Here is a 240-nt window from a genome sequence, read left to right as displayed (position 1 = left end):
CCGCGCGCCTGGCTACGTGATCGGGAATCTGTCATGTCTGACCTTGCGAGCGGGGAGCAGTACGTAAACAATCTGGTGACATGGAGTTCGAATCGTCACCACAGGCGCCTTGCTGTTCGTTTCGGCCTCGGCGAGCGCCATCAAATTCTGCACTACGGTGAATGCATACTTCGAATCGAAGTCCGCGCGCTCGACCCAATACGTGGAAGTGCCGTATCTCATGGCGACATAAGCATCGGC

The 240-nt window shown here is 56.7% G+C and carries 1 protein-coding gene; it reads right to left on the bottom strand.

Annotated features, from left to right (window positions below):
• Positions 1 to 12: 12 nt before the first annotated feature.
• On the bottom strand, positions 13 to 240 hold a 228-nt coding region (locus tag SB717_RS39195), incomplete at its 5' end, for a hypothetical protein (RefSeq protein ID WP_410908691.1).

Origin of the sequence: Priestia sp. SIMBA_032, from assembly GCF_046535215.1 — a bacterium.
GTDB classification, from domain to species: Bacteria; Bacillota; Bacilli; order Bacillales; family Bacillaceae_H; genus Priestia; species Priestia aryabhattai.
Note: the sequence above shows the minus strand (reverse complement) of the source record. Positions and strands in the feature narration are given on the sequence as shown.